This is a genomic window from Mesorhizobium huakuii (assembly GCF_014189455.1).
Taxonomy (GTDB): Bacteria; Pseudomonadota; Alphaproteobacteria; order Rhizobiales; family Rhizobiaceae; genus Mesorhizobium; species Mesorhizobium huakuii_A.
In genome coordinates this window covers 5,559,284-5,585,498 of the sequence record NZ_CP050296.1, presented here as the reverse complement: position 1 = coordinate 5,585,498, position 26,215 = coordinate 5,559,284, and the positions used below count along the sequence as shown (strand labels likewise).

21 protein-coding genes and 1 pseudogene are annotated in these 26,215 nt (G+C 63.4%); 11 read left to right on the top strand and 11 right to left on the bottom strand.

Translation table 11 applies throughout. The features are described from left to right. Window positions 1-48 precede the first annotated feature (48 nt). Window positions 49-945 carry a DMT family transporter gene (locus HB778_RS26875; RefSeq protein WP_183458336.1) on the top strand — a complete coding sequence of 299 codons (897 nt, stop codon included), beginning with the start codon at window positions 49-51 and terminating at the stop codon, window positions 943-945. Window positions 946-980: 35 nt separating this feature from the next. On the opposite strand, the gene HB778_RS26870 is transcribed toward HB778_RS26875, so the two are convergent. The 3 genes from HB778_RS26870 to parC all read right to left on the bottom strand — a co-directional run bounded on the left by HB778_RS26870 (window position 981) and on the right by parC (window position 5,843). Beyond that, on the bottom strand, window positions 981-2,195 hold the full coding sequence (locus HB778_RS26870; RefSeq protein WP_432421210.1) for an AI-2E family transporter: 1,215 nt from the start codon (window positions 2,193-2,195) through the stop codon (window positions 981-983). Window positions 2,196-2,437: 242 nt separating this feature from the next. After that, window positions 2,438-3,394: an IS5 family transposase gene (locus tag HB778_RS26865; RefSeq protein ID WP_183458334.1), complete on the bottom strand. Its 957-nt coding sequence runs from the start codon at window positions 3,392-3,394 to the stop codon at window positions 2,438-2,440. A gap of 211 nt (window positions 3,395-3,605) precedes the next feature. Next, on the bottom strand, window positions 3,606-5,843 hold the full coding sequence (gene parC, locus HB778_RS26860) for a DNA topoisomerase IV subunit A (RefSeq protein WP_183458332.1): 2,238 nt from the start codon (window positions 5,841-5,843) through the stop codon (window positions 3,606-3,608). A gap of 352 nt (window positions 5,844-6,195) precedes the next feature. Between parC and HB778_RS26855 the strand changes: the two genes are divergently transcribed. Continuing rightward, window positions 6,196-7,386, top strand: a complete 1,191-nt coding sequence (locus HB778_RS26855; RefSeq protein ID WP_183458330.1) for a hypothetical protein — start codon at window positions 6,196-6,198, stop codon at window positions 7,384-7,386. 117 nt (window positions 7,387-7,503) lie between these two features. Here HB778_RS26855 and aspS read toward each other — a convergent pair whose 3' ends face one another. From aspS to HB778_RS41720, 3 genes are all read right to left on the bottom strand, one after another. After that, on the bottom strand, window positions 7,504-9,294 hold the full coding sequence (aspS, locus tag HB778_RS26850) for an aspartate--tRNA ligase (RefSeq protein WP_183465238.1): 1,791 nt from the start codon (window positions 9,292-9,294) through the stop codon (window positions 7,504-7,506). 138 nt (window positions 9,295-9,432) lie between these two features. Next, entirely contained in the window at window positions 9,433-9,936 is a 504-nt protein-coding gene (locus tag HB778_RS26845; RefSeq protein WP_244661637.1) for a DeoR/GlpR family DNA-binding transcription regulator, read from the bottom strand. After that, a complete protein-coding gene (locus HB778_RS41720) occupies window positions 9,843-10,190 on the bottom strand; it encodes a DeoR family transcriptional regulator (protein ID WP_244661636.1) in 348 nt (115 codons plus the stop codon). The genes HB778_RS26845 and HB778_RS41720 overlap by 94 nt, the downstream gene beginning before the upstream one ends. Window positions 10,191-10,300: 110 nt before the next feature. Here HB778_RS41720 and HB778_RS26840 point away from each other — a divergent pair, with 110 nt between their 5' ends. Next, window positions 10,301-11,509 carry an MFS transporter gene (locus HB778_RS26840; protein WP_183458329.1) on the top strand — a complete coding sequence of 403 codons (1,209 nt, stop codon included), beginning with the start codon at window positions 10,301-10,303 and terminating at the stop codon, window positions 11,507-11,509. Window positions 11,510-11,553: 44 nt separating this feature from the next. Here HB778_RS26840 and HB778_RS26835 read toward each other — a convergent pair whose 3' ends face one another. Both HB778_RS26835 and HB778_RS26830 read right to left on the bottom strand, forming a co-directional pair. Continuing rightward, window positions 11,554-12,834, bottom strand: a complete 1,281-nt coding sequence (locus HB778_RS26835) for a D-tagatose-bisphosphate aldolase, class II, non-catalytic subunit (protein ID WP_183465237.1) — start codon at window positions 12,832-12,834, stop codon at window positions 11,554-11,556. Then, a complete protein-coding gene (locus HB778_RS26830) occupies window positions 12,834-13,814 on the bottom strand; it encodes a tagatose kinase (RefSeq protein ID WP_183458327.1) in 981 nt (326 codons plus the stop codon). The genes HB778_RS26835 and HB778_RS26830 overlap by 1 nt, the downstream gene beginning before the upstream one ends. 302 nt (window positions 13,815-14,116) lie before the next feature. On the opposite strand from HB778_RS26830, the gene HB778_RS26825 reads away from it, so the two are divergent. The 7 genes and pseudogenes from HB778_RS26825 (at window position 14,117) to rnd (ending at window position 21,915) form a co-directional block, all read left to right on the top strand. Continuing rightward, on the top strand, window positions 14,117-15,436 hold the full coding sequence (locus HB778_RS26825) for an ABC transporter substrate-binding protein (RefSeq protein WP_210308046.1): 1,320 nt from the start codon (window positions 14,117-14,119) through the stop codon (window positions 15,434-15,436). Window positions 15,437-15,746: 310 nt separating this feature from the next. Further along, a pseudogene (locus tag HB778_RS26820) lies at window positions 15,747-16,516 on the top strand (L-iditol 2-dehydrogenase). Between the two features lie 30 nt (window positions 16,517-16,546). Continuing rightward, window positions 16,547-17,560: a zinc-dependent alcohol dehydrogenase family protein gene (locus tag HB778_RS26815; protein ID WP_183458323.1), complete on the top strand. Its 1,014-nt coding sequence runs from the start codon at window positions 16,547-16,549 to the stop codon at window positions 17,558-17,560. 151 nt (window positions 17,561-17,711) lie between these two features. Next, the gene (locus HB778_RS26810; RefSeq protein ID WP_244662007.1) at window positions 17,712-18,719 is read left to right on the top strand and encodes a LacI family DNA-binding transcriptional regulator; all 1,008 of its coding nucleotides are present in this window, start codon (window positions 17,712-17,714) and stop codon (window positions 18,717-18,719) included. A gap of 72 nt (window positions 18,720-18,791) precedes the next feature. Beyond that, on the top strand, window positions 18,792-19,334 hold the full coding sequence (locus tag HB778_RS26805; protein WP_244661635.1) for a DMT family transporter: 543 nt from the start codon (window positions 18,792-18,794) through the stop codon (window positions 19,332-19,334). A 109-nt stretch (window positions 19,335-19,443) separates the two neighbouring features. Then, window positions 19,444-20,685 carry an MFS transporter gene (locus HB778_RS26800; protein WP_183458319.1) on the top strand — a complete coding sequence of 414 codons (1,242 nt, stop codon included), beginning with the start codon at window positions 19,444-19,446 and terminating at the stop codon, window positions 20,683-20,685. Between the two features lie 78 nt (window positions 20,686-20,763). Beyond that, complete coding sequence (rnd, locus tag HB778_RS26795) at window positions 20,764-21,915, top strand: ribonuclease D (RefSeq protein ID WP_183458317.1); 1,152 nt, start codon at window positions 20,764-20,766, stop codon at window positions 21,913-21,915. A gap of 43 nt (window positions 21,916-21,958) precedes the next feature. Here the strand turns inward: rnd and HB778_RS26790 are convergent, their stop codons facing one another. Genes HB778_RS26790 through guaB form a run of 3 tightly spaced genes read right to left on the bottom strand, consistent with a single transcriptional unit; the run spans window position 21,959 to window position 24,486 of the window. Continuing rightward, a complete protein-coding gene (locus tag HB778_RS26790; RefSeq protein WP_183458316.1) occupies window positions 21,959-22,378 on the bottom strand; it encodes an MAPEG family protein in 420 nt (139 codons plus the stop codon). Window positions 22,379-22,406: 28 nt separating this feature from the next. Beyond that, window positions 22,407-23,033: a hypothetical protein gene (locus HB778_RS26785; RefSeq protein ID WP_244661634.1), complete on the bottom strand. Its 627-nt coding sequence runs from the start codon at window positions 23,031-23,033 to the stop codon at window positions 22,407-22,409. Next, on the bottom strand, window positions 22,984-24,486 hold the full coding sequence (gene guaB / locus HB778_RS26780) for an IMP dehydrogenase (protein WP_183458312.1): 1,503 nt from the start codon (window positions 24,484-24,486) through the stop codon (window positions 22,984-22,986). The genes HB778_RS26785 and guaB overlap by 50 nt, the downstream gene beginning before the upstream one ends. Before the next feature lie 303 nt (window positions 24,487-24,789). On the opposite strand from guaB, the gene HB778_RS26775 reads away from it, so the two are divergent. Continuing rightward, window positions 24,790-26,211, top strand: a complete 1,422-nt coding sequence (locus HB778_RS26775) for an MFS transporter (protein ID WP_183458310.1) — start codon at window positions 24,790-24,792, stop codon at window positions 26,209-26,211. The last annotated feature ends 4 nt before the right edge of the window (window positions 26,212-26,215 follow it).

Below are 26,215 nucleotides of genomic sequence, written 5' to 3'. Positions count from 1 at the left end.
ATTGCACCGGTCAGCCGTCGGCCTGCATTTCATTGCGAAAGTTCCTGCATGTCCTCTCACCATGATCATCAGAAGGGTCTTTTGATAACCGCCATCGGCGGACTGACGCTGACAGTCGACATACCTTTAATCCGCCTCGCCGACGGTGGCGCGTGGACCATCATGCTGCTGCGCACCAGCACCACATTCGTCGCCGCAATGGTCATCTGGTCGATCTGGCGGGCGCTGAGCCGCAACGCCCCGCCACTCATCCCCGGCTGGTCCGGCCTGATCGTGGCGATCTGCTATGGGCTGACCGGGATCACCTTCGTCACCGCCGTCTATCACACCTCGACCGCCGATCTGGTGTTCATCCTGGCCTTCAACACCGTGTTCGCGGGCCTGCTGTCCTGGCTATTCCTGAAGGAGAGGCCGCAGTTGGTGACGATCATCGCCATGTCGATCATGATCATCGGCGTGCTGGTCATCGTCGGCGGGTCGGTCGGCACCGGCAAGCTGTTCGGCGATTTCATGGCGCTGTGCTCGGCCTTCTTCGTCGCCGTGGCCATCACCATCTCGCGCGCCAGCGGCAAGGATATGGGCTTCACCTCGCTCGTCGGCGTCCTTCTGCCGATGGCGCTCGCCGCCTTCATGGTGTCAGGCGAAGGCTTTCATGTGAACGCACCGTGGTGGATCATCTTCAACGGCGCCGTCATCATGCCGATCTCGTTCTTCTGCCTGGCCGCCGGGCCGAAATACATTCCAGGGCCGGAAGTGGCGATGTTCTACCTGCTCGAAACCGTGCTGGCGCCGGTCTGGGTGTGGATGATCTTTGCCGAGGCACCAACCCGCAACAGCCTGATCGGCGGCGGGATCCTGATCGTCACGCTGGTCGCCCATTCGCTCTGGCAGTTGCATGATGGCCGCAAGCGCCGACCCGATCTCGCGGTGCATCATCCCGTCTAAGGCGTATCGATATCTGCGCAAGTTGCGTTCCGGGATCAGGCGCTGGCCTTCTTCGCCACGCCAGATTCCGGCAGGATCTCGATCTGCGGACGAGCCTCGATTTCGGCCGCCGAGTCGGCGGCGATCTCGTCGACCAGTTCCACCTCGCGTAGCCACTCGCGCCAGATGGCGACCAGCAGAGCCATCAGCACCGGGCCGATGAACAGGCCGAGGAACCCCATCGTCTTGACGCCGCCGATCAGGCCGAAAAAGGTCGGTAGGAAGGGCAGTTTTATCGGTCCGCCGACGAGTTTCGGGCGCAGCGTCTTGTCGACGATGAACAGCTCGACCGCGCCCCACAGGAACAGCACCAGACCGGCCATGGGCGAGCCGCTGGCCGCGAGGTAGATCGAGACAAGAGTGAAGGACAAAGGTGCTCCGCCGGGGATGAGCGCCATGACGCCGGTCAGGGCACCGAGCGTCACCGGCGACGGCACGCCGGCCAGCCAGTAGGCAATGCCCAGCACCAGCCCCTCGCCGATGGCGATGACCGTCATGCCGGTCACCGTCGAGGAAATCGTCGCCGGCACGACGCGCGAAATCCGCTCCCACCGCGTCGGCAGGATACGCTCGCCGAGGCGGTCGACCTGGCCGGCGAAATGCTCGCCGTCACGATAGGCGAAGAACAGGGCGATCATCATGAACAGCAGCGTCAGGAGCAGCCCAAACGCACTGCCGCCGGCGGCGAGCGCGCCGCGATATATGCTACCGATATTGGCGCCGCTGACCAGCTGGATCAGTTCACCAATGCCGCCGGGATGACCAAAATTGGTCGTCCATTGTTCGTTCAGCCAGTCGCCTACGACAGGCATGGTCGCGATCCAGTGCGGCGTCACAGCCCCGTGCCGATTGGTCTCGATCGCCCAGCCGACCCACTCGCGCACCTCGTTGATGGCGTAGGTGCCGGCAAGCGCGATCGGTATCACCAGGAAGGCGAGGATGAACAGGATGGCCAGAGTGGCGGCGATGGTGCGGTTGCCGCCGACGCCGGACAGCAGCCGCTGGTAAAGCGGCCAGCTGGCGAAAGCGATGACGAGTGCGGCCAGCACCGGGAACAGGAAGCCGTGGAAGAAATAGACACCGGCGGCGACGATCAGCACCAGCAGCCAGCGCGCCGCCGACAGCGGCGGAATGACGGCCGAACTCAGTGGCGTCGACAGGCCGAACAGGCGCTGCTGCCGTTCCGGTTTCTGGATCCTGGATTCCTTCAAACGCCCGTCTCTCTCAAACACCCGTCCCATGTATGCACTGATATAGTGCAGCAATCGTGACGATAGTCCAAATGAGTTGGGCAGCATCTCTTCCTTCTCCCCTTGTGGGCCTGTTGCGCAGTTACTGGGAGGAACGGCGGGGGAACAGGATCAGCGGGCTATTGCTGGTTCTTAGGGGTTGAGGTCTGGTTTCGATGTTTGAGGTGGCGGTTCGGCCTTGGCTGGCCGGATTGTGGACGCACCTATCCCGTGATGGCGGCCCATCGGCGCATGTTGAAAGCGATGGCCGCCATTGTCACCTGACCAGCAGCCTTGGCCAACCCGATGTAGCGGATCGTGGTCAGCTTCATGCGGTTCTTGAGCGTGGCGAAGGTGGTCTCCACCGCTGCTCGCCGTCTGGCGATCAGGCGATTGTAGTGCTTGAGCCGCGGCGGCAGCGCATGATGCTTGTTGGGGCGCCGTGCAATGCGCACCTTCTTGCCGGCCGCCCTGAGCCGAGCACGGCGGGCATGGGTGTCATAGGCTGCGTCTGCCCATACCGTCTTCTCATCACCGCAGATCAAGTGATCAGCCACGACCGTGTCGTTGACGTTGGCCGGTGTCGTGATCACCGTGCGGATCAGGCCAGAGCCTTCATCCACCCCGACATGAGCCTTGTAGCCGAAGGTAAGGCCGCTCTTGCCCTTGCGTGCTGTGACGCGGGCGTCCGTATCCTGCGACGGCCGCTCGGGTGTCGGCGGCGTCGAGACCGCATCAATCAGCGTGGCATCCAGCATCGTACCGCGCTTCAGGATCACGCCGGCCTTCTCCAACTGCCGGTCCAGTTCGCCAAACAGCTTCTCCATCAGCCCTTCGCTGACAAGCAGATTGCGAAAACGCGACAGCACCGTGTGGTCGGGGATTGTATCGTCCAGCCCCAGCCCAGCAAAGCGCCGGAACGACAGCCGATCGCCCAGCGCTTCCTCTAACTCGCGATCCGACAGTCCGTAGAGCGATTGCAGCAACAGTGCCTTGAACAACACCAGCGGCGGCCAGGCAGCTCGACCCGGTCCACCATCGCGCAGCGCATTAAGCAGCTTCTCGAACCGGTACCACTTCACCAGACCCGACAGACGGTCGAGTGGCGAAGAACCCCCCGTCAGCTTGTGGCCCAGAAAGGCCTCCGCCAAGCTCAACTGTCCAGTCTGCTTCACCGCCATCGCGATTCCTCCGAACTCCCTCTCAGAGAATCACAACCAGCGAATTACGCAACAGGCCCCTTGTGGGAGAAGGTGGATCGGCGCGATGGCGCCGAGACGGTTGAGGGGTGTTCCAGCGGAGTGAGGCGTTGGCGTTCCCTGGAACACCCCTCATCCGACCGAGCTTCGCTCGGCCACCTTCTCCCACAAGGGGAGAAGAAAGAGGCACCAGCTAACCAAACTTGCCCGTCCTGGGGAAGCCCTTTGGCACCATACGCCCTGCCGAGGCCCGGGCGCCGATCCATTCGGCGAGTTCCTCGCGCGATCTCGTAAAGGTGCGGTCGGCCGAATCCTGCCAGGACAGGCCGGTTTCCAAGGTGAACGGCTTGAGATCGAGCAGGCCGCCATCCTTGTATTTCTGCAGCCGCACGCCCTTGCCACGGCCCATCTCCGGAATTTCGGAGAGCGCGAACACCAGCATCTTGCGGTTCTCGCCGACGATGGCGAGGTGATCGCCGGTGACCGGTACGCAGCGCTTGGCCTCGTCCGGCGCCTTGACGTTCATCACCTGCTTGCCCTTGCGGGTGTTGGCGACCACTTCCTCCTCCGGCACGATGAAGCCGTTGGCGTCATATGAGGCCAGCAGCAGCTTGCGCTTCGGATCGTGGACGAAAGCGGTGACGATGTCCTGGTCGTTGTCCATGTCGACGATGATGCGGATCGGCTCGCCATGGCCGCGCCCGCCGGGCAGCCGGTCGGCGCCGATGGTGTAGAACTTGCCGCCGGTGGTGAAGACCAGCACCTTGTCGGTGGTCTGGGCATGGAAGGCGAGTTTCAGGCTGTCGCCTTCCTTGAAGGTCAGCGTCGAGAGATCGGCCAGATGGCCCTTCATCGCCCGCAGCCAGCCTTTTTCCGAAACCACCACGGTGACCGGCTCGCGCTCAATCATGGCGTGGGCGATGTCGGTCAAATCGTGTTCGGGCGCATCGGCGAACTGGGTGCGGCGCTTGCCGAGCTCGGTCTCCGGTCCGAATTTGTCGCGGATGCTGGTGACTTCCCACTTGATCGTCGACCATTGCTTGGCATCCGACGCCAGCAGCGCCTCGATCTGCTTCTTCTCGGTGGTGAGGCCGTCGAATTCCTTGCGGATCTCGAATTCTTCCAGCTTGCGCAAAGCGCGCAGGCGCATGTTGAGAATGGCTTCGGCCTGGGTGTCGGTGAGCGACCAGCGGGCCATCATCACCTGCTTGGGCTCATCCTCCTCGCGGATGATCTTGATCACCTCGTCGATGTTGAGATAGGCGATCAGATAGCCGGCAAGGATCTCCAGCCGTCTTTCGATCTCGCCCAGGCGATGTTTCGAGCGGCGGATCAGAACGTCGCGGCGGTGGTCGAGCCATTCCTGCAGCACGCCCTTCAGCGACAGCACGTTGGGCACCTTGCCGCGCGACAGCACGTTCATGTTGAGTGGAAAGCGGCTTTCAAGCTCGGTGAGCTTGAACAGCGATTCCATCAGGATGCCCGGATCGACGGAACGGCTTTTCGGCACCAGCACGACGCGGATGTCCTCGGCGCTTTCGTCCCTGATGTCCTCGAGCAGCGGCAGCTTACGCGCCATCAACAGCTCGGCGATCTTCTCGATCAGCCGCGCCTTCTGCACGCCATAGGGGATTTCGGTGACGACGATGCTCCAGGTGCCCCTGCCCTGGTCTTCCTGGCTCCACTTCGAGCGCACGCGGAAACCACCGCGCCCGGTCTCATAGGCTTCGAGGATGGAGGCACGGCTGTCTACGATGATGCCGCCGGTCGGGAAATCCGGGCCCTGGACGAAATCCATCAGCTTGGCCACCGGCGCATCCCGGTGTTCGATCAGGTGCAATGCGGCGTCGCAGAGTTCAGCCGCATTGTGCGGCGGGATCGACGTCGCCATGCCGACCGCGATGCCGGACGAGCCGTTGGCCAGCAGGTTTGGGAAGGCGCCGGGGAGCACGACCGGCTCCTCGTCCTCTTCATTGTAGGTCGGCCGGTAGTCGACGGCGTCCTCGGTGATGCCGGCGAGCAGTTCGGTCGCCACGTCGGTCATGCGCGCTTCTGTGTAGCGCATGGCGGCGGCGTTATCGCCGTCGATGTTGCCGAAATTGCCCTGCCCGTCGACCAGGGGATAGCGCATCGAAAAATCCTGCGCCAACCGTACCAGCGCGTCATAGATCGACTGGTCGCCATGCGGATGGAACTTGCCCATCACCTCGCCGACGATGCGGGCGCATTTGGCGAAACCCTGATCAGGGTTGAGGCGCAGCAGGCGCATGGCGTGCATGATGCGGCGGTGGACCGGCTTCAGCCCGTCGCGAACGTCGGGCAGCGCCCGGTGCATGATGGTCGACAGCGCATATGCGAGATAGCGCTCTTCCAGCGCCTTCTTCAGATCGACCGGTTCAATGTGATCGCCACCGCCATCTTGAGGCGGCAAAAGCCTTTTCCCATGGGCTGGGACTAGCCGAGCGGGTGATTCGCGGCAAGAGGCGCACGCCGGACCGGACGACTTGTGCGCTGTTCTGCAACAGGAAACAGCAAGGTCGAGCTTGCCGGCCAACATCAGTCTGTTACATGCCACATCTATTGCGAAGCACGGTAACGCTCTACGGCCCGACCTTCATGCCAAATTCACTGCATTCTGCAATAGCATTCGGATCGGGTTTGCCTTTCGCCGCGATTTTTGACCATTGTGCCGGGACACGCCTTTTTCCCGTCCAGTTCGTCACGGAATGGTGATGGCGCGAAGAATTGAAAAACAATTTCAGGACACTCTCAGGGACCTTGCGATGACAATCAAACGCTCAACTCTCCGGAAATTCGCTCTTTCGACCTTCTTGTTCACACTGCCGCTGAATGCGGCCCTTGCCCAGGACGCCGCGGTCGCCGACCGGCTTAAGGCGGCGCTGGCCGCCCAGGGCGTCGACATCTCCTGGACCGGCGTCACCGGCGACAACACCAGCATGGTGCTGCAGGGCGTTGCCATCAAGCCGGCGGCGGAAAAGGAAGCCCTCACCATCGGCGACGTCAAGCTCGAGGGTGTGACCGCCGCCAATGGCGGCTTTGACATCGGCACCGTGTCGACGTCGGCCTTCGAACACAGCAAGGACGGCGTCACCCTCAATCTCAGCCCCTTCGTCATCCACGACATGACTGTTCCGGCCGACGGCGCTACCGGCCCACTCGGTGCGCTGATGATCTACAAGTCCGCCGAACTCTCGAACATGACGGTCAAGGTTGCCGACAAGACCGCATTCTCGATGGACGGGCTTGCCATCAAGATCACACCGCCCGCGGACGGCAAGGCGATGGAATTCACCGGCACCACCGAAAAGTTCAATGCCGACCTGACGCTGGTCGACGATCCCAAGTCGAAGGAAGTCATCGACGCGCTCGGCTACCAGAACATCGCGGGCAATTTCGAGATAGCCGGCAACTGGCAGCCTTCGGACGGCAAGATGGAGCTGTCGAAATACGACATCTCGGTCGAGAATGCCGGCACGCTCGGCATGACCTTCGACCTCGGCGGCTACACAATGGACTTCGTCAAGTCGCTGCAGGAAATGCAGAAGAAGATGGCCGCGCAGCCGGAAGGCGCGGACAATTCGGCGCAAGGCATGGCCATGCTCGGCCTGCTGCAGCAGCTTTCCTTCAACAGCGCCTCGATCCGCTTCGACGACGATTCGCTGACCGGCAAGGTGCTGGACTATGTCGGCAAGCAGCAAGGCATGTCGGCCAAGGACATCGCCAACCAGGCCAAGGCGATCGTGCCGTTCGGCATGGCGCAGCTCAACAATCCGGAGCTGACGGCGCAGGTGACGGCGGCGGTCAGCAAATATCTCGACGATCCGAAGAGCCTCGAAATCTCGGCCGAGCCGCCGGCAGCGGTACCGTTCGCGTTGATCATGGCGGGCGCCATGTCCAACCCGCTCGACTTGCCGAAGACGCTCGGCGTCAGCGTCAAGGCGAACGAGGACTGATCGAAGCGGCCTCAAGACCAAGAAAAAGCCCGGCAGCGATGCCGGGCTTTTTTGTGGGATTATCGAGTCGAAAGAACCGGTTCTGCCGGTTTTTTAAAGTACCGCCGAAACACGCGATCAGCCGTCCTTCTTAGTCGGCGCAACGCGCAGCGCCAGTTCGCGAAGCTGCTGCGGGCTCGCTTCCGACGGCGCGTTCATCAGCAAGTCATAGGCCTGCTGGTTCATCGGGAACATGGTGATCTCGCGCAGGTTCTTGGCGCCAACCAAGAGCATGACGACGCGGTCGACGCCGGCCGCCATGCCCCCATGCGGCGGCGCGCCATACTGGAAGGCGCGATAGAGGCCGCCGAAACGCTCTTCCACCGTCGCGCGGTCCAGCCCGACCGTCTCGAACGCCTTGACCATGGTTTCGGGCAGGTGGTTGCGGATGCCGCCTGAGGCGATCTCGAAACCGTTGCAGACCATGTCGTACTGGAACGCCTTGATGCCAAGCAGATCCTCGCCGTTCAGCGCATCAATGCCGCCCTGCGGCATCGAGAACGGGTTGTGGGCGAAGTCGATCTTCTTCTCTTCCTCGTTCCATTCGAAGAACGGGAAGTCGACGATCCAGCACAATTCGAAACGTTCGCGGTCGACGAGGTTCAATTCCTCGCCGGCGCGGGTGCGCGCCGCACCTGCGAAGGAGACGAATTTCTTCGGGTCGCCGGCGACGAAGAAGGCGGCGTCGCCATCGGCAAGGCCGAGCTGCTGGCGGATCGCCTCGGTGCGCTCCTCGCCGATGTTCTTGGCGAGCGGGCCGGCGCCTTCGAGTTTTTCGCCTTCCTTGCGCCAGAAGATGTAGCCCAACCCCGGCTGGCCCTCGCCTTGCGCCCAGGAATTCATGCGGTCGCAGAAGGCACGGCTGCCGCCGGTCTTGGCCGGAATGCCCCACACTTCGGCCTTCGGGTCGTTGGCCAGGATGTTGGCGAACACCTTGAAGCCGGAATCGCGAAAATGGTCGGAGACGGCCTGCATCTCGATCGGGTTGCGCAGGTCCGGCTTGTCGGAGCCGTATTTGCGCATGGCGACATCATACGGAATGCGCTGGAATTTCTGCGTCACCGGCTTGCCGTTGGCGAAGGCCTCGAAGACCCCGCGGATGACAGGCTCCATCGTGTTGAGCACGTCGTCCTGCTCGACGAAGCTCATTTCGAGGTCGAGCTGGTAGAATTCGCCGGGCAGACGGTCGGCGCGCGGATCCTCGTCGCGGAAGCAGGGCGCGATCTGGAAATAGCGGTCGAAGCCCGAAACCATGATCAGCTGCTTGTACTGCTGCGGCGCCTGCGGCAGCGCGTAGAAAGTGCCGGGATGGATGCGCGACGGGACCAGGAAGTCGCGTGCGCCTTCCGGCGACGAAGCCGTCAGGATCGGCGTCGAGAATTCGGTGAAGCCGACATCGGTCATGCGCCTGCGCATCTCGGCGATGATCTTGGTGCGCGCCACAATGTTTTTGTGCAGCGTGTCGCGGCGCAGGTCGAGGAAGCGGTACTTCAGCCTGATATCCTCGGGATAATCCGGCTCGCCGAATACCGGCAGCGGCAGTTCCTTGGCCGCCGACAGCACCTCGATCTCGCGGGCGAAAATCTCGATCTCGCCGGTCGGCAAGTTGGCGTTCGTGGTCTCGGGCAAGCGCGCCTTGACCTCGCCGTCGACGCGGATGACCCATTCGCCGCGCACGGTCTCGGCGACCTTGAAGGCAGGCGAATCGGGATCGGCGACGATCTGGGTCAGGCCGTAATGGTCGCGCAGATCGATGAAGAGCAGGCCGCCATGGTCGCGCACGCGGTGCACCCAGCCCGACAGGCGAACGGAAGAGCCGACATCGCTCTTTCTCAACTGGGCACAGGTATGGCTGCGGTAACGGTGCATTGTCATTGGTAAAGTCCGGGATGCTGGGTGACAGGCCAAAGCATCAAGCCCGGCCCAAAATTTGCGCGAAAAGCGCATGAGAGACCGGCTTTGTCAAGGCAAGCGGGCGATCCCGATGCCCGGCATGCCGCCAAGTGTTCAAGCGAAGTGGATTTCAGCGCCCTGGCGTTCGAAATCGGCGAGGATCGCGGCCGGCGCGGTCTTTTCGACCACCAGATGGCGGATCGCATCGGCCCCGGCGACGCGATAGGGTGCTGCGGTGGCGAGCTTGTCGTTGGTGACGGCGATGACGATGCCGGCGCTGTTCTTGGCCATAGCCCGCTTCACTTCGGCCTCGGCCGAATCGAATGCCGTCACACCACGTGAGGCATCCAGTCCGCAGGAGCCGAGGAAAAACAGATCGGCGCCAAGCTGCGCAATGGCGGCCAGCGTGTCGGCGCCGACGCAGGTTCCGAGGTCGCGGACGAACCTGCCGCCGAGCATCGTCAGCTCGACCAGGGGATGGTCGGACAGCGCCGAGGCAACACCGAGCGAATTGGTGGCAATGGTCAGTTCAAGGTCGCGCGGAATGGCCTTGGCGATGGCAACGTTGGTGCTGCCGCCGTCGATGAACAGGGTCTGCCCCCTGGAGAGCAACGCCACGGCTGTGCCTGCCAGCCGCGCCTTCTCCTCGACCGCATGGCCGCCGCGCAGACCGATGGGGGCGCGGCAAAGGGCGCCGCCGCAACCGCGCCACCATAGACCCGGCGGCAGTGCCCGGCTTTCGCCAGTTCCCTGAGGTCGCGGCGCACCGTGTCTTCCGAAACGCCGAAGCGGCTCGCCAGTTCGCCGGCGAGCACTCTCCCCTCCGCCGCGAGGCGGTCGCGGATAAGCTGGTGCCGTTGATCGGTCAGCATTGCCTGTTCCTATTTCTATTTGCACGTTCTTGCATGTTCTGCACGTTTGTGCAAGGAGTGACCAATCGGGCTGCTGGACAAGCTCGCCTCTCCTCCTTGAAAGCACCGCGATGCGCTTTGGCCTCAACCTTGCCCCACAACACCGCGTCTATGCCGGGTTCGCGATCTATTCCTTCGCCATGGGCAACATTTTTCCGCGGCTTCCCGACATCAAGCAGGCCATGGGCATCGAGGACGGCACGCTCGGCCTCAGTCTGATCGGAACGCCGATCGGCACCTTGACGGCGCTGACGCTGGCGACGCCGCTGCTCGAGCGCGTCGGCTTCCGCCGCGCGCTGCTTGCCCTGGTCCCACTGGTGGCGCTTGCCTATGCCATCGCGGTGCATGCGCCGGGTCCGCTGGCGCTGTTCCTGATGCTCTTCCCGGTCGGCCTGATGATCGGCAGCGTCGAGATCATGCTCAATGTCGAGGCCGACCGGACCGAATTCCTGGTCAAGCGCCGCATCATGAACCGCGCGCATTCGTTCTGGAGCATGGGCTTTTTCGGCGCCGGCCTGTTCGGCGCCGCACTCGCGCATCTCGGCATATCGCCACAACTGCATCTGGCGCTGATCGTGCCGATCGTCGCGATCTCGATGGCGCTGTTCCTCGGCGGCTACCAGCCGGCACCAAGCCGTTTTGCGGGCACCGGCGAGAAGGCACCCGTGCTGGCGCGGCCGACATTGCCGATCCTCGTCCTCGTCGCGGTGACGCTCTCGGCGATGCTGATGGAAGGCGCCAGCATCGACTGGTCGGCGATCTATATGCGCACGGTGTTCGACTCAGGTCCTTTCGTCGCCGGCTTCACCGTGGCGCTGTTCGCCTTCTCTCAGGCAACCACGCGCTTCTTCGCCGACAGTTTCGTCGACCGCCATTCGCCGAGCGGCGTGGCGCGGGTGCTGCTGGTGATGATGGCGGGCGGCGTGCTGATTGTCTTTTTCTCGCCCGCGCCGTTCTTCTCCATGCTGGGCTTTGCTCTTCTGGGGATCGGCACCAGCGCCCTCTTCCCGCTGGCGATCTCGGCCGCCGCCCAGCGGACGGACCGGCCGGCGGCGATCAATGTCGCGGCGCTGTCGCAGATCTCCTTCGTCGCCTTCCTGCTCGGCCCGCCGCTGCTTGGCTTCGTCTCCGACCATTGGGGCATCCGCTCGGCCTTTGGCATCGGCATACCGTTCATCATCCTCAGCCTGCTGACCGCAGGATCGCTTGGCCGGCGGCCGGCCGCCGACAAACCCGCCGCGCCGGCAGACAAGATACTGGCGCGGGTAGCAGAAGGGTGAATGCGCCTCGCTCGTCAAATGACGGGAGAAAGGGGCAAAAGGGCTCAGGCGGTGCGCCCGCGGCAAGCCGCGTCGTAATCGGCCAGCACCTGGCCGATCGCGTCGTGAAGAATGGCGTTTGGATCTCCCGCCGGCCCGAGCGCGGCCGGTACCATCGGCAGGAACTGCCGCATCAGCGTTTCGGGAATGCTGACGCCGTTGAGCGCCTCTTGCAGGCGGCCGACGGCAACGCCGGCAGCGGGGTTGTTCCAGTAGTAGCGAATGCGGTCGCTGTAGCTGTAATGCCGCTGCAGATGGAGGTTGGTTTCATTGCCATGATAGTGGCTGTGCCAATGGCCGGGCGCTGCCAGCATCACGCGTTCCATCGTGCGGGCAAGCGACCTGTCGCCATAGTCCGCGATCATTTCGCTGGCGATCAGATCAAGCCCGTAAAGCGCCTCGCGCAAGGCGAATGTCAGGCCTGGACCCACTTTAAGGATCGGAAAGCCGTTGCCGACAAGCGCAGTCAGCGCCGCGCGGCTCTGGTAGTCGGTGGAATGCGCCTCGTAGACGAGCGACGGTTCCTCGTCGAGCAAACCGGTCAGCGGCTTCGATGCCTCGGGCCTGTAGGCGACGACGTTCTGGCTGCCGAACTCGACGCCGGGCTGCACGACAACGGCAATTACGCGACCAAACGCTTCCGCCAGACCCTCGCGGGCAAAGATCTCGCGATGAACCTCGATGGTACGGCGCGCCGCCGCCGCCTCGGTGGGCTTGAGCTCGCTGATCGCGTGATCGACGCCGCCCGGGGCGGGAACCTCGGTGCCGATAATGTAGACCGGCAATGCGCCACCGGCCGCGCGCGCCGCCTTTTCTGCCGCCTTGGCCAGTCGCGCCGCCCGGGTCGCGATGGTCTCGTCATCCAGGGCTGCCGGCTCGCCGGCGCAGCCCATCGACGCGTCGAGATGGATCTTGCTGAAACCGGCCCAGACATAAGCGGTGACCATGGCCTCGGCCTTGTTCATCGCTTGTGCGGCCAGCTCCGTGCGCCACGGGTTCGGTCCGAGATGGTCGCCGCCAAAGATGATGCGCTGGGGGTTGAGACCTTCCCTGTTGGCGATCTCCAGCACGAAGGCGACGAACAGGTCCGGGGTCATCCCGGTGTAGCCACCGAACTGGTTGACCTGGTTGCAGGTTGCCTCGATCAGCAGCGAGGCTTCCTTGTCGGCGACGGCACGCCTGATCGCCGTCTGGATCACCAGCGGATGGGCCGAGCAGATCGAGGTGATGCCGTAGGGCGATCCGTTTCTGTGCGCGGTGGCGAGAGCTGCGAGCGGATTGGCCATCATGTCGCCCTCTGGGTCCCGGCAATGAAATCGTCAAGCACGTCGAAGCCGGCAAGGCCCTCCATGGGCCCACGCCGCGTGACGTTGCGGGCGCCGGCGGCATTGGCATAAAACAGCGCCTTGGCAGGCTCCATCCCCTTGCGCCGGCAGGTCAGGTAGGTCGCGCCGAAACAGTCGCCGGCCCCGGTAGGGTCGACTTCTTCCACCAGGAAGCCGGCACAGTCGATCCTGCTGCCATCGGCGCCGAAACGGGTAGAACCGGCAGCGCCGCGTTTCAGCACAATCTCGCCGACGCCCCGGGCGATCAGCGCCGTCACCGCCTGGCGTTCGTCATCGACGCCGGCGGCGGCAAGCAGCTCGTCGCCGGAAGGCAGCAGCAGATCCGCATCGTCGACCAGCTCGGAGAATTGCGCGCCGTCGGCGCCGTCGATCAGTTCCTTGCGCACATTCGGATCGAAGGAGGTCGAGCCGCCGCGGGCACGCACGGCCTTCGCGGTATAGGCGACGATCTCCTTCAGCCCGGATACGGACAGGGTCGACCCCATGACATGCAGATGGCCTGCCTTGTCCGCCAGTTGGCGCGCCTCGGCGGTAAGCCGGATCTGCCCGGCGGCGGATTCGGCGATGTTGTAGACGAAGTCCCGGCCGCCGTCCGGCCTGTAGCGCACGAACGCGCTTCCCGTTGGGTAGCGGTCGCTGACGACCACGGCCGAGACGTCGACGCCGTCGCGCCGGAGCCTTTCCAGGTTGATGGTTCCAAAATCGTCGCGGCCGACGCAGCCGATGAGGCCGGCGCCGCCGCCGAGCCTTGCGACCTGATCGATGAAGATGGCCGGTGCCCCGCTCGGATAGGGGCCCATCAGCGTCAGCGGCTCGAGGAAGCCCAGACCCCGCTCCGTCGCCATGATCTCGACCAGGATTTCGCCGGCGACTATCGTCGGCCCCGTGGATTCGGAGGCGATCTCCCTTCGGCGGTTCATTCCCTGCAATTCCTTCTCCCCCAGCCGCGCGCCGGTCACGGCGCGCCGACTGCACGATAGCGCCTGTCCGCAGCCGACGTAAATTGCGGCAAGGTTGAAGTCAACAGAAACTGCACGTACGTCCACTTATTTTACTGCGCATGCGGCTTTCTTCGTTGTCCCGGATGGCGAACCATCAAGCGTAGGGCGAAGGCATGACGCCAGAATCAGGCGACGGTACGCTTGACTTGGCTTTCCTGTAGCGCAATAAAATGTATACGCATGTTCACTTACACATGCGCATTCGTAAAGGAGGAGACGAAATGCTGAGAGGTAAGCGTATCGGAATTCTTGGCCTGTCGGCCGCCGCTTCGGCACTGGCGGCCAGCGCCGCCCTGTCCGAGGAGATCACGGTTGCGACGGTCAACAATGGCGACATGATCATCATGCAGAAGCTGTCACCGGAATGGGAGAAGGCGACCGGCAACAAGGTCAACTGGGTAGTGCTGGAGGAAAACGTCCTGCGCGAGCGGGTCACCACCGACATTGCCACCAAGGGCGGCCAGTTCGACGTACTGACCATCGGTGGCTATGAGACCCCGATCTGGGGCAAGAGCGGCTGGCTGACATCGCTCAACGATCTCGGCGACGATTACGACTATGACGACCTGATCGCTCCGGTGCGCAGCGGCCTGACCGTCGACGGCAAGCTCTATGCCGTCCCCTTCTACGCCGAAAGCTCCTTCACGCTCTACCGCAAGGATCTGTTCGACGCCGCCGGCCTGAAGATGCCGGAGCAGCCCACCTATGACCAGATCACGGAATTCGCCGACAAGCTCACAGACAAGTCGAAGGAACAATACGGCCTGTGCCTGCGCGGCAAGCCGGGCTGGGGCGAGAACATGGCCTTTGTCGGCACGCTGGTGAACACGTTCGGCGGCCGCTGGTTCGACATGGACTGGAAGCCGCAAATCAATTCCGACGCGTGGAAGAAGGCGATCGGCTGGTATGTCGATACGATGAAGAAGGATGGTCCTCCGGGAATAAGCTCCAACGGCTTCAACGAGAACCAGACATTGTTCTCCTCCGGCCACTGTGCCATGTGGATCGATGCCACGTCCGCGGCGGGTCGCGTCTATGATCCGAAGCAGAGCAAGGTCGCCGACAAGGTCGCCTTCGCCAAGGCGCCGGTGGCGGTCACGCCGAACGGTTCGGCCTGGGGCTGGGCATGGAGCCTCGCCATCCCGGCCTCGACGAAGAAGGCGGATGCAGCAAAATCCTTCGTCAAGTGGGCAACGTCGAAGGCCTATGTCCAGCGCGTCGGTGAGACCGAAGGCTGGGTCGCGGCACCTCCGGGAACCCGCAAGTCCACCTATGCCAGCCCGGACTACCAGAAGGCCGCGCCCTTCGCCACGACGGTGCTTGCCGCGATCGAATCCGCCGATCCGACCAAGCAGACCAAGGATCCGGTTCCCTATACCGGCATCCAGTTCGTCGCCATCCCTGAATTCCAGGGCATCGGCACCGAGGTCGGTCAGGCGATTGCCGCCGCGGTGACCGGCCAGAAGTCGGTCGACGACGTGCTCAACGGTGCCCAGACCGAGGTGGAGCGGACGATGACGGAGGCGGGCTACATCAAATAAGCGGGCTCGAACCCAAACAACCAGGGGCGGAACGTGCGCCGCCCCTGGCGATCCCGGCCTGTCATACCTCCCGTTGCAGCGGGCCGGGAGGATGCACGGATCCGCTGAAGCAATTCCCGGAAAAGCGCCTGGCGGTTTTCCCATAGGAATTGCGTGAGCAATCGGCAGGTCCGTGCGTTCCTCGCGGCAATCAGGGCAAAAGAGCCTGACGGCTTGCGCCCGGAATTGCGAAAAGCGCCAGCCATGCGCCGGACGCCGGCTGGCCGCAACGACACCGTTTTCGAACAGTCAGGAAAGGCTGGAACTGGATATGAAACTGAAGAGCAAGACGGCCCTGATCACCGGTGGCGCGCGCGGCATTGGCCTCGGCTTCGCGCAAGCCTATGCGCGCGAAGGCGCCAAGGTTGTGATCGCCGATATCGACATCGAGCGCGCCACGCGGGCGGCCACCGCGATCGGTCCGGCGGCCAGCGCCGTCAAGCTCGATATCACCGACCTCGATGCGATCGAAAGGGTGGCGGCGGAGGTCGACCAAGCGTCCGGCGGAATCGACATCCTCGTCAACAATGCGGCCATCTTCGACATGGCGCCGATCACCGATATCACCGAAGCAAGCTACGACAGGGTCTTCGACATCAATCTCAAGGGACCGCTGTTCATGATGAAGGCGGTGGCCAATCTGATGATCAAACGCGGCGCGGCGGCAAGATCATCAATATGGCCAGCCAGGCCGGCCGCCGCGGCGAGGCGCTGGTGCTGCTATACTGCGCCTCCAAGGCAGCGATCATCTCGGCGACGCAGTCTGCGGCGCTGGCGCTCGTCAAGCACGGCATCAACGTCAACGCCATCGCGCCCGGCGTCGTCGACGGCGAGCACTGGGATGTCGTCGACGCCCACTTTGCCCGCTGGGAAGGCCTGAAGCCGGGCGAGAAGAAGGCGGCGGTGGCAAAGTCCGTCCCGATCGGCCGTTTCGCGACCCCTGAGGATATTGCAGGGCTCGCCGTGTTCCTCGCCTCGTCCGACAGCGACTACATCCTGGCGCAGACCTATAATGTCGACGGCGGCAACTGGATGAGCTGAAGCTCGTTGCGTAAGGTCAAGGAGACTGACATGAAGGCCATACGATTTGCCGCGGCCGGCGTCGCCGGCATGGCGGACCTTGAAATGCCCAGCATCAAAGCCGGCCACGCCTTGGTGCGGGTCCGCGCGGCCGGGCTTTGCCACACCGACATCGAGGTGCTGCATGGCCGCTACGGCGTGGGCGCGTTTCCGCTGGTTCCCGGTCATGAATATGCCGGCACCGTCGAGGCGGTCGCCGACGATGTCGCGACGGTCAAGCCCGGCGACCGGGTCGCCATCGATCCCAACATACCCTGCGGCCATTGCCCCGCCTGCCGGAAGGGCCTGACCAATCTTTGCGCCTCCCTGAAAGCCTATGGCGTGACCGAGAATGGCGGCTTCGCCGAGTTCAGCCTCGTGGCCGTCGATCATCTGCACGGCATCGGCGACCTCGCCTTCGATACGGCGGCACTTGCCGAACCGCTCGCCTGCGTGCTGAACGGCCTGGGTGCCGCAGGCGTCGAGGCCGGCATGACCGTACCTGGCAATGCGCTGGTCTTCGGCGCCGGGCCGATCGGCCTGCTTATGGCGCTGTCACTCAAGGCCAAAGGGGTGGGAAGCGTGGCGGTCGCCGACATCAGCGAACAGCGGCTTGTCTTCGCCGAGGCTCTCGGGCTGGAACCGCTGGTGTCCGGATCGCGGGGACTCGCCGCAAGGGCACGCGGCTTCGATTTCGTCGCCGATGCCACCGGTGTCGCCAAGGTGGTCGAAGGCATGATCGGCTTCACCGCCGATGGCGGCACGGCACTGGTCTTCGGCGTCTGCGCGCCCGATGCCAGGATCTCGGTCGCCCCGTTCGAGATTTTCCGCCGGCAGATCAGACTGGCGGGGTCGCATTCGCTGAACCGCAACATCCCCCAGGCGCTCGACATCCTCAAACGCGACGACGGCACGATGGCACGGCTTGTCAGCCACCAGCTGCCGCTTTCCGAACTGCTGCCGTTCTTCGGCAAAAGCAGCGGCGACCCGGCGACGATGAAAGTACAGTTTTCAGCGGAGTCGTAATTTCAAAGAGTGCAGCCGCGCCCGGGGCCACAGGCAGATTCCTCATTTGGAAAGCACATCCCTCCTCCTTTCCGCGAAAAGGTGACTCAAGTAGACAGTGACGACAGCAGTTCGAAGAAGGAGCCCACGGATGGTAAAGACGATAAGGACGATGGAGGACTTCTCAGCCTTTGTCGGCCTGTCTCGCACCACCGTTTCCAAATATTTCAACGATCCCGGCTCGGTGCGGAAAAACACTCGAACCGTGATCGAGGCCGCGCAAAAGAAGTCCGGCTTCCGGCCGAGCATGTTCGCCGTCAATCTCAACCGCCGCCGCAGCAACATTCTCGGCGTCATCATTCCGAATTCGACGGATCCGTTCTACATGGCGCTGACGCGCCGCATCGAAACGATCGCCAATGAAGCCGGTTTCCTGGCATTTGTGCTGTCCTCCGACGGGCACGCCGAGATGGAGGACCAGGCGATCCAGACATTCAGGTCGATGAACATTGCCGGTGCCATCATCGCGCCGCTCGGCGTGCAATCCCATCACCGGATACTCGCGGAACTCGGATCAAGCATCCCGCTGATCTATGTCGACTCGCCGCTTGACGAGACCTCCTCGTTCGTTGGCACCGACAACAGGCAGAGTTTCAGGCTGATCGTCGACTATCTCTGCCGGTCCGGCGAGCCGCCCTGCTACTTCGCCATGCCGTTGGTCAACAACAACGCCTCGGCCAGACAGGACGCCTATGTCGAGGCCATGCAGCAGTTCAAGATGATACCTGAAATCGTGCCCGTCACTGATGCGCGGTCATGGGATTTCGAGAAGTTCGGCTACGACGAAGCGCTTCGCATCCTGAAGGCGGAGGGCTTTGCCACCAAGACAGTGCTTTGCGCCAATGACCGTGTCGCCTTCGGCGTCATCGCGGCCGCCTATCATCTGGGCCTGAAGGTGGGCCACGGCCCGGACTGCGATTTGCGGGTCGCGGGACACGACGACCATCCGCTGTCGCGCTACGCCTGCCCGCCGATCACGACCGTTGCGCAAAACTACAATGAGATCGGCCGCCTGGCCATCGAACTTCTGCTGGAGAGGCTGGATGAAGAATCCTCGGCCAAACCAGCCAGCGGGCGCATCCTGCTCAACGCCGAACTCATGCTGCGAAGCTCGGCCTGAGCGCTCTCGGCGACCTTGAAGGCTGGCGAATCCCTATGAACCCAGGGCCGATAGCCGCAGGCGCTGTGCGAGGTGATCGACCACCTGATCGCCATGGCCGGGGTGACCATCTCACTCGGCACCAGCCTGGCGACCGCTCCCCCGGGTGCATGGCGTGGAGACCTGCTCATGGTCGCCGCCGCATGCTGCATGGCGCTCTACAATGTCTGGTCGCGACCCTTTCTTTCTCGCACAGCGCCGATCCCGTTCGTGGCGTTTGGCATGGGCGTGGGTGCGGTCTGCCTGTCGGCCCTGGTGGCGTCGAGCGGAGGGTTCGCACGGCTTGCCACGCTTGGCACCCCACAGTGGATCGCGGCCGGTTATCTGGCCATAATCTGCGGCGCCTTGATTTTCTTCCTGTGGGGATTTGCGCTTGGACGCGCGGCGCCGACACTGGTTGCCGTCTCCGTTGCGGTCAATCCGGTCACCGCATCGATCTTCGGTGTCGTCTTCCTGGGCGAGCAGGTGAGCGCGAAGCTGATTATCGGGCTCATCGCGGTCCTCGCCGGAATAGCGATCGCATCAGGAGCGGGGTTCGGCTCAAGACATCAGAGGCTCTGGCGCCGGCTTTCCTGATCCAAATTCAGGCGGATACACCGATCATCCCTGTTGGCACGGGGAATTGCGCTGGCATTGACCAAAGCGATGGTTCAAGAAGGGATCACCGATCCGTGATTGCTTCTTCATGTCGTCCATCCGCCCGCTGATCCCGCTCCTTCTCGCCGCAGGCATCCTGCTCGGCGGTAATGGGCTGCAGGGCACGCTGATCGCGCTGCGCGGCGCGCAGGAGGGGTTTCCCGCTTCCGACATCGGCCTGATGGGCACGTTCTATTTCGCCGGCTTCCTGCTCGGCTGCCTGGCCATCACCCGCATCATGAAGGCGGTCGGCCATATCAGGGCGTTTTCGGCACTTGCCGCGATCGCCTCGGTCGGCACTCTGCTTTTGGTTCTGGTGCTCGATCCGGTGATGTGGTGCGCGGTGCGCTTTGCCGGCGGCTTCTGTTTCGCCGGGCTGTTCACCATCGTCGAAAGCTGGCTGAATTCCGGTGTCACCAACAAGGATCGCGCCCGCGTGCTGGCGATCTACCGGATGGTCGATACCGGCTCGGTGACATCAGCCCAGTTCCTGATCCCTGTCTTCGGCGCCGGCGGCTTCACCATCTTCGCCATCATGTCGATCATGATCACGCTGTCGCTGGTGCCGGTTTCGCTCGGCGACCGCTCCAACCCGACACCGCCGGAGGAGGTCAAGCTCGACCTGGCACGCGTCTGGCGCATTTCCCCGCTCGGCTGCTTCGGCTGCATTGCCGTCGGCGTCACCAACAGCGCCTTTCGCACGCTGTCGCCGGTCTATGCCGAACAGATCGGCATGTCGGTCGCCGATGTCGTCACCTTCGTCAGCGTCGGCATCTTTGGCGGCGCCATTATCCAGTATCCGCTCGGCTACCTCTCCGACCGCTGGGACCGGCGCCGGGTGCTGTTGATGACGACCTGCTGCGCGATGCTTTCAGCCTTGGCGCTGGTGTTCATCGCCGGCAGCAATCCGCTGCTCAACTTCATCATCATCTTCATCTTCGGCTGTTTCGCCATGCCGCTCTATTCACTGTCGGCGGCGCATTCCAACGACCGCGCCGACACGGGCGAGTTCGTGCTGATCAATGCGGCGCTGATGCTGTTCTACTCTTTCGGCGCCATCGGTGGCCCTTTCGCCGCCTCCACCGCGATGCAGCATTTCGGGCCGAGCTCGCTGTTCGTGTTCAGTGCCACCGTCTACGCGATCTTCATCGCCGTCATCCTCTACCGCATGCAGGCGCGGTCCGGCGTGCCCGTGGGCAAGCGCAGCCGCTTCACCGCACTGTTGCGCACTTCGACCATTTTCGCGCGGCTGGCCAGGCGGAATGGCGATTCCGATGACCCGGGAAGCTGATGATGGAGGCGCCAAAGCTTGACGAAAGCCTTCCCGGCTGAAATCTAGGAAGACCTTACTCCTGCCAAAAGCGATTTGATGCACGTCATCACCACCCAGAAAGAACTCGAGACCGTTCTCGCCGCTTTCGAAAAGTCGGATTTCGTCACCGTCGACACCGAGTTCATCCGCGAAACGACCTTCTGGCCAATCCTGTGCCTGATCCAGATGGCGGCGCCTGGCGTCACCGCGCTGATCGATCCGCTGTCGCCCGACATCAACCTGGCGCCCTTCTTCAGGCTGATGGCCAATGAGGCGGTGGTGAAAGTCTTCCATGCCGCCCGGCAGGACATCGAAATCATCGTCCATCTCGGCGATCTCGTTCCGCATCCGGTGTTCGATACGCAGGTCGCGGCAATGGTTTGCGGCTTCGGCGACAGCGTTTCCTACGACCAGCTCGTGCAGCGCATCACCGGGGCGCGGCTCGACAAGTCTTCGCGCTTCACCGACTGGCGCCACCGGCCGCTGTCCGACAAGCAGCTCGACTATGCGCTGGCCGACGTTACCCATCTGATCGAGGTCTATCAGCACCTCAGCGCCGAACTGGAGCGGGAAAACCGCGCCCACTGGCTGAACGAAGAGATGGACGTCCTGACCTCGCGCGAGACCTACGATCCGCACCCGGAGGACGCCTGGAAGCGGCTGAAGATGCGGCTGCGCAAGCCGCAGGAACTGGCGATCGTGCAGGCCGTTGCGGCATGGCGCGAGCGCGAGGCCAGGGAACGCGACGTGCCGCGCGGCCGCGTACTCAAGGACGATGCGATCTACGAGGTGGCGCAGCAGGCACCGCGCGATGCGGCCGCCCTTGGCAAGCTGCGCACCACGCCGAAAGGCTGGGAGCGCTCCTCGACGGCGACGGCCCTGCTTGGAGCGGTCAATGCCGCACTTGCCCTGCCCAAGGAGCAGATGCCGAAACTGCCGAAGAATTTCCAGCCACCGGAAGGCTCAAGTGCCGCGGCGGAACTGTTGAAAGTGCTGCTGCGGATCGTCGCCGAAAAGCAAGGCGTAGCCTCGAAGGTGCTGGCTTCCAGCGACGACATCGACCGCATCGCGGCCGGGGGCGAGGATGCCGATGTGCCGGCGCTGCAGGGATGGCGGCGCGCCGTCTTCGGCGAGGCGGCACTGAAGCTGGTGCGCGGCGAGATCGGGATAAAATTCGACAAGCGAAAAATAGCGGTGTTCGATTTGTAGCTTCTTCCTTCTCCCCTCGTGGGAGAAGGAAGAACTGCTCTGCTCAGACCGCTCCCAGCAGGTGCAGCGCGAACCAAATCCAGGCCAGCGCCAGCACGGCCGCGCCTGCGAAGAAAGTGCGGCTGCGCAATCGCAGATTGTTGCTGGTCAGGTGCACCCAGGCGTGGAAATAGCGCGAGGCGACGAAAATCCACATCAGCGCCAAGGTCAGATAGTTGACGCCGTTGGTGACGTGGAGCGTCAGGCACAGCACATAGAAAAGCACCGGCAGTTCGAACTGGTTGCAGAGATTGGCGGCAACGGTGACGCTGGATGCAGGCTCGGTCGAACGCGTTTTGAACTGGCCGACCTTGGCCTCGCCCGACTTCACCGCGACGAACCGGCGCCGGCCCATCACGACGTAAACGATATAGACCAGCAGAACTTGCGCCAGAACAGGCCAGAAGATCGCGGTCTGGTTCATGGTGTGCCCCTGTCCTGCTAAACCTTGATCACCCCTGGCGCGGCTTCTGGCCCACCAGGGCAAGAATCGCGATGACGACCAGCGGGATGGCGAGAAGCGCGAATTTGGTGACGATCAGCACCGAAGCCAAAGACAGCGAATCCGGGTTGGCCGACAGGAAATCGGACAGAAGCCGCGCCACGGCGATGTTCTGGGCATAATCGGCAAGCGTGTAGGGCAGCACCAGAACAAGCGCGACGATCGACTGCACCTGCCCCGGCAGCGTGCGGAAAGTCTTCAGGCGCCGGCCGGTGGCCAGGATCAGGCTGACCAGGGTCAGCGACAGCAGCGCCGGAAACAGGAGATCGAAGGTCAGATAGTGCCAGACCAGAATGATCTCGCCGCCGCGCCGGCCGAGCGCCGTCAGCCAGGCCATGCCTTCGTCGGGGGTGAAACCGAAATAGCGCATGTCGAGCGACGGCAGGCCGCCGCTCAACTGACGGAAATAGAGGAATTCCAGCACCGTCATGGCGATGAAGACAGCCGCCGACATGAAACACAGTGCGGCCGCGTGACGGGGCAGCCGCAGGATCGTCGCGATCAGGCTCCGCCCGAGCCCGTATTGTTCAGGCTCCGCCGGGATAGTTCGGGCTTTCGCGGGTAATCGTGACGTCATGGGCGTGGCTTTCACGAAGTCCGGCGTTGGATATGCGCACAAAAGTGGCGCGGTCGCGGAAATCGGCAAGATCGCGGCCACCGACATAACCCATAGCGGCTTTTAGCCCGCCCGCAAGCTGGTGCAGCACGCCAGACACAGGTCCTTTGTACGGGACCTGGCCTTCAATGCCTTCCGGCACCAGTTTGAGGGTGTCGCGCACCTCGGCCTGGAAGTAGCGATCGGCCGAGCCCCGCGCCATGGCGCCGACCGAACCCATGCCGCGATAGGCCTTGAAGGAGCGGCCCTGGTGCAGATAGACCTCGCCCGGGCTTTCGTCGGTACCGGCCAGCAGCGAGCCGATCATCGCGGCGCTTGCCCCGGCAGCCAGAGCCTTGGCGAGATCGCCGGAATATTTGATGCCGCCATCGGCAATCACCGACACACCCGATTTGTGCGCCGTCTCGACCGCCGACATGATGGCCGAAAGCTGCGGCACGCCGACACCGGCAACGATGCGGGTGGTGCAGATGGAGCCCGGGCCGATGCCGACCTTGACGGCGTCGGCGCCGGCGTCGATCAGCGCCTGCGTGCCTTCGGCGGTGGCGACGTTGCCGGCCAGGATGCGAACCGAATTGGAAAGCTTCTTGGCGCGGGTGACCGCGTCCAGTACGCGCTGCGAATGGCCATGCGCTGTGTCGATCACCAGAAGGTCGACGCCGGCCTCGATCAGACGCTCGGCGCGCTCGAAGCCGTCGTCGCCGACGCTGGTGGCCGCCGCCGCACGCAGGCGTCCCTGCGCATCCTTGGTGGCGTGCGGGTTGAGCTGCGACTTCTCGATGTCTTTGACGGTGATCAGCCCGACGCAATTGCCCTGCTTGTCGACGACGACAAGCTTCTCGATCCGGTGCTGGTGCAGAAGCCGCTTGGCCTCGTCCTGGTCGACATTCTCCTTGACCGTGATCAGGTTCTCACGGGTCATCAATTCGTAGACCTTCTGCGCCGGGTCGGAGGCAAAGCGCACGTCGCGGTTGGTCAGGATGCCGACGAGCCGGCCAGTCTTGTGGCCGCCCGTGCCACCATTTTCGACCACCGGAATGCCCGAGATGGAATAGGTGCGCATCAGCGACAGCGCGTCGGCGAGCGTCGCGTCCGGACCGATGGTGACCGGATTGACCACCATGCCGGACTCGAATTTCTTCACCTGCCGCACCTGCTCGGCCTGCTCGGCCGGCGTGAAATTGCGGTGGATGACGCCGATGCCGCCGGCTTGGGCCATGGCGATGGCAAGACGCGCCTCGGTGACGGTGTCCATCGCGGCGGAGAGGATCGGCACGTTGAGATCGATGTCGCCGGCAATGCGGGTGCGGACATCGGTTTCGCCAGGCATGACTTCGGAATGACCCGGCTGCAAAAGCACGTCGTCAAAGGTCAGCGCCAGCGCGCCGGTGGACGTTTCGATGATTTTTGCCATGGCCAGCCCTTTAGAATGCGGAAAAAGCGCTGGACCAGGATGGACAGCGCCGACTCGTTCTTCCCTTTCAGGATTGGCGCTGGCTGGTAACACGTCGCGACGCGGATGAAAAGCCGATCGTTGCATTGCACAACAGCGTCTTCGATCATTTGATTGTGCCACCCGTGGTTGCGGTCGCACAAAAGTGACAGCAAATTAACACGACATCGGTGGCCAGCCGTGATAACCGCCCCCACATATCGGCTCATTCCCCTTTTCTGAACGAGAATTGGGCCGCAAAGAAAATTTGAAACGGTCACGCTCGTGAATCGCACCATTCCGCTGATCCTGGCGGTCGCCCTTTTCATGGAAAACATGGATTCGACCGTCATCGCGACATCGCTGCCGGCGATCGCCGTCGACATCCATACCAGCCCGATCGCGCTCAAGCTGGCGCTGACCGCCTATCTGGTGTCGCTGGCGATCTTCATTCCGATCAGCGGCTGGATGGCCGACCGCTTCGGCGCCAAGAACATTTTTCGCGCCGCGATCGCGGTGTTCATCGTCGGCTCGGTCGCCTGCGCCTTCTCCGGTTCGCTGCCGGCCTTCGTGGTGTCGCGCTTCCTGCAAGGCATTGGCGGCGCCATGATGACGCCGGTCGGCCGCCTGGTGCTGGTGCGGGCGACGCCCAAGAGCGACCTGGTCGCCGCCATGTCGTGGCTGACCGTTCCCGCACTGGTCGGACCGCTGGTCGGACCGCCGATCGGCGGCTTCATCACCACCTACTTCACCTGGCACTGGATCTTTCTGATCAATGTGCCGATCGGCCTGATCGGGATCTGGCTGGCCACACGCTTCCTGCCGGAAACCGAATCGATGGCGACGCCGCCACTCGATTTCACCGGCTTCGTGCTGAGCGGGGTGGCAGCATCCGGCGTGGTGTTCGGCTTGTCAGTCGTAAGCCTGCCCTATCTGCCGCCGACGACCGGCTTCATCACGGTGGCCGTCGGGCTGCTGTCAGGCGCGCTCTACCTGATGCATGCGCGCCGCGCCAAAGATCCGCTGCTGGCGCTCGAACTGTTCCGCAATCAGGTGTTCCGCTCCTCCGTACTGGGTGGCTCGCTGTTTCGCATCGGCATCGGTGCAGTGCCGTTCCTGCTGCCGCTGATGTTCCAGATCGGCTTTGGCCTGACGCCGTTCCAGTCCGGTATGATCACCTTCGTCTCGGCGGTCGGCGCCATCGGCATGAAATTCGTCACCGCGCTGATTTTTCGCGTTGCCGGCTTCCGCCGCGTGCTGATCGTCGGCTCGCTGGTCGCCGCCGCATCGATCGCCATCTACGGCCTCTTCACTCCCGAAACGCCTTATGTGCTGATGCTGGCCATATTGCTGGTCGGCGGCTTCATCCGCTCAATGTTCTTCACCGGCGTCAATGCGCTCTCCTATGCCGAGGTGTCGGCCGAAGACACCAGCAAGGCAACGCCGATCACGGCAGTGTTCCAGCAATTGTCGATCGCGCTCGGCGTGGCACTTGCCGGCGGCATCCTGGAAGTCTCGACCTCGATCCATGGCGGACCGCTGACGCTGGGCGACTTCCACATCGCCTTCTTCATCGTGGCGGCGGTATCGGCGGCGGCATCGCTGTCGTTCATGCGGCTGGCGCCCGATGCCGGCAACGCCGTGTCAGGCCACGGCCGGCTGACGACGCCAAAGACTCTGGAACCGGCGAGATCGCCGGGGGAGTGAGGCA